The organism is Mesorhizobium sp. M7D.F.Ca.US.004.01.2.1 (genome assembly GCF_003997785.1).
GTDB classification, from domain to species: Bacteria; Pseudomonadota; Alphaproteobacteria; order Rhizobiales; family Rhizobiaceae; genus Mesorhizobium; species Mesorhizobium loti.
In genome coordinates this window covers 1-10,142 of record NZ_RZRQ01000221.1, presented here as the reverse complement: position 1 = coordinate 10,142, position 10,142 = coordinate 1, and the positions used below count along the sequence as shown (strand labels likewise).

Below are 10,142 nucleotides of genomic sequence, written 5' to 3'. Positions count from 1 at the left end.
ACATCGGCCAGAGCGAGCGGATCGCCATCAAAGCGAAACCCCGGAACAAGGCGGCCGGCAAGCAGCGCCTCGGCAAGCGTCGGCAGAAACGGCGCTCCGGGGGGAATTGAGAAAACGCGGCTTGAGCCGCTCATTGCGACTCGGTCAGTGCGCCGGCGACCGCCGCTTCCGCGAGCGCAATGGCGTCGGGCGTACCGACGGTGATCCAATGGCCATGCATCGGCATGCCGAACAGGCGCCCTGCGGCAATGGTCGAATCGAAATAGGCGTTGAGCGAGTGCGGCCCGGCCGGCGCGGCCTTGAACAGGCGCGGATGGACAATCGCCGCGCCGGCGTAAATCAGGCCCGCCGGATCCCCCTTTGAGCGCCGCAAGCCGCCATCCGGCTCCACCAGGAAATCGGTGCTGCCGCAGTGTCCGGTCGCCTGATGGAGATCCGCCAGCATCAGCAGAATATCCATTTTCGCCGCGTCCCATGCAAGGGCGAGACGCTGGAGATTGAGGGGACCATCGTCGATCCAGAACGTGTCGGCGTTGAGGATGTAGAAGGGCTGCTCGCCCAATTCCGGCAACGCCTTGACGATGCCGCCCGCGGAATCGAGCAGTTGCTCGCTCTCATCGGAGATGACGATCCGTGGCGCGCGGCGCGCGGCGACATGGGCGACGATCTGTTCGGGAAAGTAATGGACGTTGACGACTGCCTTGGAGACACCGGCGGCGGCCAGGCTGTCGAGGCTCCAGTCGAGCAACGTCTTGCCGGCGATCCTGACCAGCGGCTTGGGAATGGTGTCGGTGATCGGCCGCATGCGTTTGCCTAGCCCGGCGGCGAGTACGATGGCGGTGTCCGGTCTTGCTGTCACAGCGCCCGCTCCTCCAGCAAGCCGTTGGCATTGTAGAAATCCCGCAGGCTTGCCAGCGCCGGATGAGACAAGGCCCGGCGCAGATAATCGCGAATGCGCGGCAGATGTTTCAGATAATAGGGCTTGCCGTCACGCTTTTCGAGGCGGACGAAGATGCCGAGGATCTTGGAATTCCGCTGCGCCGCCATGATGGCGTAGGATTCCAGAAAGCTTGCTTCGTCGAAAGCACCAGCTGCATGGCGCGCCGCGACATAGGCATCCAGCGTCTCTCTCTCGATCTCGGGCGACATCGTCACGCGAGCGTCCATGGCGAGCGAGGCGACGTCATAGGCGGACGGGCCGATCAGCGCATCCTGGAAATCGACGATGCCCAGCCGATCGTGGCCGGAGCGATCGCCGCGCCAGATGATGTTGGGCGAATGGAAATCACGCAGCATGAGTGTGACTTCGCGGCCTTGCAGCCGGTCGAGAAGCGCGTTCCATTCCTTGTGGTAGCCGGCGCGCAAGCTGTCGCTTGCCGGGCTGCCCGATATCGCCGGCACGTACCAGTCGACCAGCAGGTCGGCTTCGATCATCATGGCGTCGCGGTCGAAAGGCGGGACGTCGTGGAAGCCGACCAACCCTGTTTCCAGGCGCCGCGGCCAGGTCCTGCCATGCATCATGGCCAGCAGCTCGGCCGCCGCCGCGTAGCGCTCGGCCAGCGGCTGGCCATCGCTGCCGAGAAACCCTTCCGAACCAAGATGTTCGAGCAGCAGGAACCCCTGCTCCTGGTCCTCGGCATGGATTTCCGGAACGCTGACCCCGCCGGCTTTCAAGGCGCGGTCGATGGCGACGAAGGCGGAGACCGACTGGGCGGTGTGCGCGATCTCGGCATAGGGCTTGCCGTCGCGAACCGGCGGGCCGAGCACCAGCCGTGGCGAGTTCATCAACACTTGAGGCTTCTGGTCCGGCAGCGAAACGATCTCATAGGAGCGGGCCGAAGCATCGCCGATGAAGTGGCGGCGCTGCGCGTCCCCCCAGCCTGTGCTCCCGAGAAAGTCGCGCATGGCCAGCGACCGCGCCGCACGATCGAAGGCAGCGCCCTGCCCCAACAATCTCGCCAACCGGCCGTCGCCATGCTCGACGAGTTCGATCAGGACCGTGGTTTTCGGCAGATAGGCCTCCGCCCGTTCCGGCCATTCGACCAAAGCAGCGCCTTGCGTCAGGGCTTCGTCGAACCCAAGCTCATCGAGCTCGGCCGCCGAGGACAGGCGGTAGAGATCGAAATGATGGACCGGGACGCGGGTGTCGTAGCTCTGCACCAGTGTGAAGGTCGGGCTCGGCACATCGAGGCCGGCATCGTCGGCCAAGGCCCTGATCAAGGCCCGTGCCAGCGTCGACTTGCCGGCGCCGAGATCGCCCTTGAGGGCAAGCACATCACCCGGGCGCAGCGACAGCGCCAGATCTTCGCCCAGCCGTGCTGTCTGTGTCTCGTCGGCGAGTGAACGCTCCAGCACCAATCCCGTCATCGAGCGCGCTACTCGGCCGCGGCGCGGATGCCCGGCATGTCGGGAAAGGTGCAGATGACGGTCGTGCCCTTGTCCTTGCCGGTTTCGATGCGAACGCTGCCGCCATGCAGCTCGACAAAGCTCTTGACGATCGACAGACCAAGACCGGCGCCGCGCCGGCGGCCACCATTGGCGCGCGGCTCGAAACGGCGGAACACCGAATCGAGCAGGTCCGGCGGCATGCCCGGACCGTCGTCATGAACCGAGAATTCGACCCCGTCCGCCAGATGGCGGCAAGTGAGCCGGATGGTGCTGGCTTCCGGCGCATAGTTAGCGGCGTTGCTGAGCAGGTTGTAGAGGATCTGGCGGACGCGGATCTCATCGCCGTGAAACGTCTTCGGTGCGGCAGCGGCGTCGACCTCGAGCCTGATCGAATGCTCTTCCAGCCGGTCGGCCACCAGTTCGGCCGCGGCCGCGATGGTGCGATCGACGTGCACCTCGGAAATGTCGAGCTGCATGATACCGGCGTCCACCGTCGCCAGGTCGAGGATGTCGTTGACGATGGTGAGCAGGACCGAAGAGGACGAGCTGACATGCTCGACATATTCACGCTGCTTCTGCGTCAGCGGACCGGTCGTGGGCTGCGACAGCAATTCGGTGAAGCCGATGATGTTGGTCAGCGGCGAGCGCAATTCGTAGGAGACGTGCTGGACGAATTCGTTCTTGAGCTGATCGGATTTTTGCAGCGCCTCGTTCTTGTCCTTCAGCGCCCGTTCGACATTGACGCTGTCGGTGACGTCGACAAAGGTCATCATCACTTGCCCATTGGGTAGCGGGATGATGGCGTAGCTCAGCACATTTCCGTTGTTGAGCTCGGTCTGGCCGTGGCGGTCGCGGCGCTCGTCGTCGAAGCCGGTGATGGCGGCAACGAAGCCTGGCCAGGGACTATCCACCGCCTGCCGGTCGCAAAGGTCGCGGATCGTGGACACATGGACGTTGGGCTTGGCCGCCTCGCCGCTCAACCCCCAGAGCGTGGCGAAGGCGGGATTCGACAGCCGGAGCCTGCCGTCGGGGCCGAACACCGCCACGCCTTCGGCAAGATTGTCGAGCGTCTCGCCCTGGACCCGCACCGCTGTCTGGTAGCGGCTCTCGAGGTCCATCTTCTCGGTCAGGTTCTCGAACACCCAGGTCACGCCGCCCTTGGGCTGCGGGTTGGCGACGACGCGGATGGTCTTGCCGTCCGGCAAATGCCACCAATGTTCCTGCGACTCGACTGCGCGATAGGCGCCGAGCAGGCCTTCCTTCCAGCGGCGCCATTCAGGTTGCTCGGCGATCTTGCCATCGCTGCGCAGCCGGTCGAGCAGCAAGGCATTGTCGGGAGCGCTGTGCAGGAAGCCTGCGTCGAGACCCCATAGTTTCTGGAAGGCCTGGTTGAAGAACCGCAGCTTCTCGTCGGTGTCGAAAATGGCGACCGCCGTGTTGAGCTGGTCGAGCGTGTCGGCGTGGCTCCTGACGGTCCGTTCGTATTCGCCGCGAACCGCCTCGATGGCGCTGGTGTCGCAGGCAAGGCCGGCCGAGCCATCGCTGCCGGCGAAATCGGTGACCGCAAACACACGGCGGTCACCTCCGATCACGGTGGAAAGCGACTGCTCGAAAACCGGATGCGTCTTGTGCTGGGCGGCGATCGCATCGCGTGCCTGGCCGCCGAGGAATTCTTTCGCCTCCCGAACCGCGGCTTCGGCATTTTCAGCTTCGACCCCATCGGCATAGGCCCGGTTGACCCACTTCAGCCGCCCATCCTCACTGCGAAGCCATGCCGGCATGTTCAGCGCGTCGAGCAAGCCGATCATCGTGTCGTGGTCGGCGGCCAGCCGCTGGTTCTCGATCTTCAGCCTTGCCTGGCTGCGCTGCGTCTCCGAGAGCGAGACGAAACGCACGAGCACATGCGCCGCGCTCTTGCGGCCATGCACTTCGAGCGGCGCGCCGGCCTGCGATTCGATGACGAGGTCGAAGGGTTTCGCCTTCTCGCGCAATCCCGCAACGGCATGTTCAAGTGCTGCCGCCGAACGCGGCATCAGCCAGCGGCCGAAAGCGAGGAAAGCGGCCCGGTCCTCCGGAGCGCCGCTTTCGACGGGCAACGTGCCGATGAGTTCGGGCTTCTTGTTTTCCGCGGCCCAGACGACCACGCGCTGGTCGCGCAGATTGAGCAGCGCCTCCGAGCGGCGGAGCGCCGCGTTGATGTCGGCGAGGCGGCTCCTGAGTTCGATATTCTCGGTCGAGGTGCGGGCCCTTTCGCGGATGAGAACGATGGCCGACAGAAGTGCGGCACCCGTGACGCCGACAAACACGGCAAGCTGCATGACCTCGACGGTGCTCACCGAAAATCCGGCGACCGCGGCAGCAGCGGTTTCGGCATGCGCGGCAGCACCAGCCAAGGGACCGGCCAGCGCGGAGGTGGCAAGGAAGATTGACGCGCGGGCGCGCCACGGCAGGCTTCCGCTTTGCAAAGCGGAGCTGGTGATCCCCGAATCGTCATGGCCGCCGGAAACGGCCCGTCCCGCTCTGTGCGGGTGTTGCCCCGGCATGTCTTGGTCCTCTCCGCCGCCTGAATGCAAGACCGCCCTGATGCGCACCTCTCTTGAGCCCTCTCGGGATGGAAGCGTCGCCGAATCACCTGACAATAACCCCTCGCCGAATCGCCGTGAAGGCGATTGCGCGCAAAAATAAAGCCGGGCGAAAAGTCAATCGCCCGGCCTCAATATCTGGTAGTAATTTTAGCTTTGGTTAATAGCGGTAGTGTTCCGGCTTGAACGGGCCCTGCGGCGTGACGCCGATATAGGCGGCCTGCTCACCCGACAATTCGGTCAGGCGGGCGCCGAGCTTGTCGAGATGCAGGCGTGCGACCTTTTCGTCGAGATGCTTGGGCAGCACATAGACCTGATTCTCGTACTGGCCGGGCTTGGTGTACAGCTCGATCTGGGCCAGCACCTGGTTGGTGAAGGATGCCGACATCACGAAGCTCGGGTGGCCGGTGGCGTTGCCGAGATTGAGCAGCCGGCCTTCCGACAAAAGGATCATCCGCTTGCCGTCCGGGAAGGTGATCATGTCGACCTGCGGCTTGACGTTGGTCCATTTCAGGTTGCGCAGCGACGCCACCTGGATCTCGTTGTCGAAGTGGCCGATGTTGCCGACGATCACCATGTCCTTCATCGAACGCATATGGTCAAGAGTGACGACATCCTTGTTGCCGGTGGTGGTGATGACGATGTCGGCGGTGGGTGCCGCATCTTCCAGCGTGACGACCTCAAAACCGTCCATGGCCGCCTGCAGGGCGCAGATCGGATCGACCTCGGTGACCTTGACGCGGGCGCCGGCGCCCTTGAGCGAGGCCGACGAGCCCTTGCCGACGTCGCCATAGCCGCAGACGACCGCGACCTTGCCGGCCATCATCGTGTCGGTGCCACGGCGGATACCGTCGACCAGCGATTCCTTGCAGCCATATTTGTTGTCGAACTTCGACTTGGTGACCGAGTCGTTGACGTTGATGGCGGGAAAGGGCAGCAGGCCCTTCTTCTGCAGCTGGTAGAGCCGGTTGACGCCGGTGGTCGTCTCTTCGGTGACGCCGCGGATCGCCGCCTTCTGCTTGGTAAAGAAGCCGGGCGAAGCCTTCAGGCGCTTCTTGACCTGGGCGTAGAAGTATTCCTCTTCCTCGCTCTGCGGGTTGGACAGCACGTCCTCGCCAGCCTCGGCGCGGGCGCCGATCAGGATGTACATGGTGGCGTCGCCACCATCATCGAGGATCATGTTGGAGAGGCCGCCGTCGGTCCACTGGAAGATCTTGTCGGTGTAGTCCCAATACTCCTCGAGCGACTCGCCCTTGACGGCGAACACCGGGATGCCGGCTTCGGCGATGGCCGCGGCCGCGTGATCCTGGGTCGAGAAGATGTTGCAGGAGGCCCAGCGGATATCGGCGCCGAGCGCCTTCAGCGTCTCGATCAGCACCGCCGTCTGGATCGTCATGTGCAGCGAGCCGGTGATGCGCGCGCCCTTGAGCGGCTTCTTGGCACCGAATTCCTCACGGCAGGCCATCAGGCCCGGCATTTCGGTTTCGGCGATATCGAGTTCCTTGCGGCCCCAGCCGGCAAGCGAGATGTCGGCGACCACATAGTCCTTGCTACCCGTCATGGCAGTGCTCCGATGCGAATGTTGTGCTGCGAATTGGTTGCGGATGCGCCCGCGCCGGTCGGCGCGTCAAAGGGCGCGAATAGGCGGCCTGACTAGCAGATCAAGGCGAAGACGACAATGGGATATAAAGAAATCTTTATCCCTGCATGTCTCTCGGACATGCATTCGCGGTGTACGGGTTCAGCTTTCCTCGCCGAAGCGGGATGCCACCAACTGTTCCAGCGCGTCGATGACCTGCCGGGCCTCCGGCCCGCTGGCGGTGACGCGGATCGAGTAGCCGGGGCTTGCCGCCAGCATCATCAGGCCCATGATCGAGGTGCCGCCGACCTTGACGCCGTCCTTCTCGACATGCACCGAGGCGTCGAAGCCGCTGGCCAGCTGGACGAACTTCGCCGAGGCGCGCGCGTGCAGGCCGCGCTGGTTGATGATGGGAAAGTCCCTGGTGATCGGATCCTTGGCGATGTGGTCTTTTTCCGGGGACAGCGCGTTCATTTGCTGCTCAGGAGCTGGCTGGCGACGTTGATGTATTTGCGCCCCGCGGCCTGGGCCTCGTCGAGGGCCGCCGCCATATTGTCGCCCTTGCGGATCGAGGAGAGCTTGATCAGCATCGGCAGGTTCATGCCGGCGATCACTTCGGTGCGGCCGGATTCCATCACCGAAATGGCAAGATTGGACGGCGTGCCGCCGAACATGTCGGTCAGCACGATGACGCCCGTCCCGGTGTCGACACGGGCAACCGCGTCGACGATGTCGCGGCGACGCTGCTCCATATCGTCGTCGGCGCCGATCGCCACGGTTTCGAAATTGTCTTGTGGCCCGACGACATGTTCCACGGCATGTCGAAACTCGGCGGCCAGTTGACCGTGCGTTACAAGCACGAGTCCGATCATTCTTTGGTGGCTCCCGTCATCGCCGCTTCACAGGCGCATTTTATGCTCGCCAGCCATTCCAGGCGGCGGGAGCGCTATCTTGTCGACGCGCGGCCCGTTGACAAGCCCAAAATTGCGCAGGCCCATGCCATTTTGACGCATTGCAGCAAAAAAGTCGGGGCGGATCATAGAAAAGGCGCGATCGACAGCCGCGCCATCACGGCGGGCAAGGCCGTGGCGGCGTTACGCTCGGCAAGGTCGATACGCGGCACTGGGCAGCCCGCGACCGGCTCGCTGATTTCCTCCTGGAAGCGGGCCATCTCTGCCTTTGGCACCAGCCTCACATGCAGGTCGATCACTCCGCCCGGCTCGAACGGCAGCGGGCGCGGCATGAATCCAGGCACCTCGGCGAGACCGGCGATGGTCGCCGGCACGCGACAGACCAGTCGGCCGGAGCGGGCCGAGGCAAGCAGCCTGTCGTCGCCGATCAGCCGCGAGAATAGCCCGCGCGCGCGGCAATGGTCCAGGAGTGTCAGCGCCAGCGTCGTCTTGCCGGCGCCGGACGGCCCGGTGATAAGGACGCCACGCTCGCCGATCAGGATCGCGGTTCCGTGAATGTTTTCAGGCTGCGCAACTGGATCATGCACGATCTTGCCCGATCATGTTTTTGGATGAAGCATGATCTCTGGACGAACGGAACCGTTCGTCCGAGAAAATCGGTTTCCACTTCTCGGGATCATGCATTTTGGATGAAGCATGATCTTGTCCGAGAACCGGTTCCCACGTTTCGGGATCATGCTTCGGCCGGCAGTGTTACCACGAAACGCGCACCCTTGATCTCGCCGGGCTTGGTGCCGGGGATGTTCTCGGCGGTCAGCGTGCCGCCATGGGCCTCGACGATCTGCCTGGATATCGACAGGCCAAGGCCCGAATTCTGGCCGAACGCCTCGCCGGCCGGACGGTCGGTGTAGAAGCGTTCGAAGATGCGGTCGATGTTGTCGGCGCGGATGCCGGGACCATTGTCGTCGATGGTGACGATGTTGAACTTGCCGGCGCGCGCCAGCGACAGGGTGATGTGGCCATGGTCCTCGGGAACGAAGGAACGGGCGTTCTCGATCAGGTTGGTGATGACCTGGCCGATGCGCAGATCATGCCCGACGACGACATAGCCTTTGACGCCCTGCGGCAGTTTGGCGACCTTGAACTCGATTTCGACCGCCTTCTTGTTGCGCGTTGCCTCACGCGAAACGGCGACCAGATCGGTGATGAATTTCTTCAAATCGACCGTCCCGGCATCCTCGCGCGCCAGTTCGGCGTCCAAGCGTGAGGCGTCGGAAATATCGGTAATGAGCCGATCCAGCCGCCTGACATCGTGCTGGATGATGTCCATCAGCCGGCCGCGCGAATCGTCGTTCTTGGCCAGCGGCAAGGTCTCCACCGCGCTGCGCAGCGATGTCAGCGGGTTCTTCAATTCATGCGACACGTCAGCCGCAAAGCTTTCGATCGCCTCGATGCGGGCGTAAAGCGCGTTGGTCATGTCACGTATGGCGATCGACAGATTGCCGATCTCGTCCTGACGGTCGGAAAAGTCGGGGATTTCCTCACGGCTCTTGACGCCGCGCCGCACGCGCACCGCCGCCGCCGACAGCCGGCGCAGCGGGTTGGCGATGGTGGAGGCGAGCAGCATCGACAGGATGGCAGTGACCAGCGCCGCGATGCCGAAGACGCGCAGGATCGCCTTGCGCTCGGCGGCGACGATCTTGTCGATGTCGCCGCCTTCGGTCGACAGCATCAGCACGCCGAGAACGGCGCGGAAACGCTGGATCGGCACCGCCACCGAAACGATCTGCTCGCCCTGTTCCGAGATGCGCACGATGGTCGACGGGCTGCCGGTGAGCGCCTTGACCACTTCGGGGAAAGTGGCGCCATTGCCGCCCGGCTGCTCGTGATAGACCGGCAGCTCGGTGTTGCGGAAGAAATCGAAGACGAATTTCTGGATGCGCTCGACCAGATCGGGCTCTTCCTCGTCGACCGGCGGCAGGTCGTAGCGCAGGATCTGGCCGCGCGAATAGAGATGGCGCGAATCGAGCAGCAGATTGGCGTCGCGGTCATAGATGCGGGCACGCGTGCGGGTCGGCGAGATCAGCCTTCGCAGCACCGGCGCGACGCGCTCCGGATTGATCGGGAAGTCGAGATTGTCGAGCTGGTCGGAGCCCGGTCCCAGGCTTTCGCCGGCCTGCAGCTCGAGCAGCTTTTCCGGGTCGATGCTGATCGAATCCGTTTCGACCGTCGCCGACGCGGCGATGGCGCCGGCGATGATCTCGCCCTGGGTCATCAGGCTTTCGACGCGGGCGTCGATCAGCCCGTCGCGGAAGGTGTTGAGATAGAGGATGCCGGTCACCAGGACGGCAAGGCCGGCAAGGTTGAGGAAGAGGATACGCCGCGTCAGGCTGGAAAAGATATGATGGCCGAGGAAGCGGCGCATCGGCACCGTGATCTTCGACACGAAGGACGGCATGATACGCGACGGCCGCCTCGAGGCGCCCGCCGGTCTTGTTCGCTGTGCTTCCACTGCCATCGAATAGCAGTCCCTGCTACTTACGCTTCGCGGAACCGGTATCCGACTCCGTAAAGGGTTTCGATCATCTCGAAGTCGTCGTCGACAGCCTTGAACTTCTTGCGCAGCCGCTTGATGTGGCTGTCGATGGTGCGGTCGTCGACATAGACCTGTTCATCATAAGC

Annotated in this window: 9 protein-coding genes; all 9 read right to left on the bottom strand. The window is 63.8% G+C overall.

Features of this window, described 5'->3' with window-relative positions; genetic code table 11:
* Positions 1-130: 130 nt before the first annotated feature.
* Positions 131-859: a nucleotidyltransferase family protein gene (locus tag EN993_RS24650; protein ID WP_127265058.1), complete on the bottom strand. Its 729-nt coding sequence runs from the start codon at positions 857-859 to the stop codon at positions 131-133.
* A complete protein-coding gene (gene tsaE / locus EN993_RS24645; protein WP_127265057.1) occupies positions 856-2,367 on the bottom strand; it encodes a tRNA (adenosine(37)-N6)-threonylcarbamoyltransferase complex ATPase subunit type 1 TsaE in 1,512 nt (503 codons plus the stop codon). Before tsaE ends, EN993_RS24650 begins: the two co-directional genes overlap by 4 nt.
* An 8-nt stretch (positions 2,368-2,375) precedes the next feature.
* The gene (locus EN993_RS24640; RefSeq protein ID WP_127265056.1) at positions 2,376-4,931 is read right to left on the bottom strand and encodes a PAS domain-containing sensor histidine kinase; all 2,556 of its coding nucleotides are present in this window, start codon (positions 4,929-4,931) and stop codon (positions 2,376-2,378) included.
* A gap of 199 nt (positions 4,932-5,130) precedes the next feature.
* The gene (gene ahcY / locus EN993_RS24635; RefSeq protein WP_127265055.1) at positions 5,131-6,531 is read right to left on the bottom strand and encodes an adenosylhomocysteinase; all 1,401 of its coding nucleotides are present in this window, start codon (positions 6,529-6,531) and stop codon (positions 5,131-5,133) included.
* A gap of 180 nt (positions 6,532-6,711) precedes the next feature.
* Positions 6,712-7,023 carry an HPr family phosphocarrier protein gene (locus EN993_RS24630; protein ID WP_056589312.1) on the bottom strand — a complete coding sequence of 104 codons (312 nt, stop codon included), beginning with the start codon at positions 7,021-7,023 and terminating at the stop codon, positions 6,712-6,714.
* Positions 7,020-7,421, bottom strand: coding sequence for a PTS sugar transporter subunit IIA (locus EN993_RS24625; RefSeq protein ID WP_056589309.1), 402 nt, complete (start codon positions 7,419-7,421; stop codon positions 7,020-7,022). The genes EN993_RS24630 and EN993_RS24625 overlap by 4 nt, the downstream gene beginning before the upstream one ends.
* A 164-nt stretch (positions 7,422-7,585) precedes the next feature.
* Positions 7,586-8,047 carry a serine kinase gene (locus EN993_RS24615; protein ID WP_109666967.1) on the bottom strand — a complete coding sequence of 154 codons (462 nt, stop codon included), beginning with the start codon at positions 8,045-8,047 and terminating at the stop codon, positions 7,586-7,588.
* Positions 8,048-8,193: 146 nt separating this feature from the next.
* Complete coding sequence (locus EN993_RS24610) at positions 8,194-9,978, bottom strand: sensor histidine kinase (protein ID WP_127265054.1); 1,785 nt, start codon at positions 9,976-9,978, stop codon at positions 8,194-8,196.
* A 20-nt stretch (positions 9,979-9,998) separates the two neighbouring features.
* Positions 9,999-10,142, bottom strand: a 144-nt coding sequence (locus tag EN993_RS24605) for a helix-turn-helix domain-containing protein (RefSeq protein ID WP_206532410.1), incomplete at its 5' end; no start/stop codon positions are given.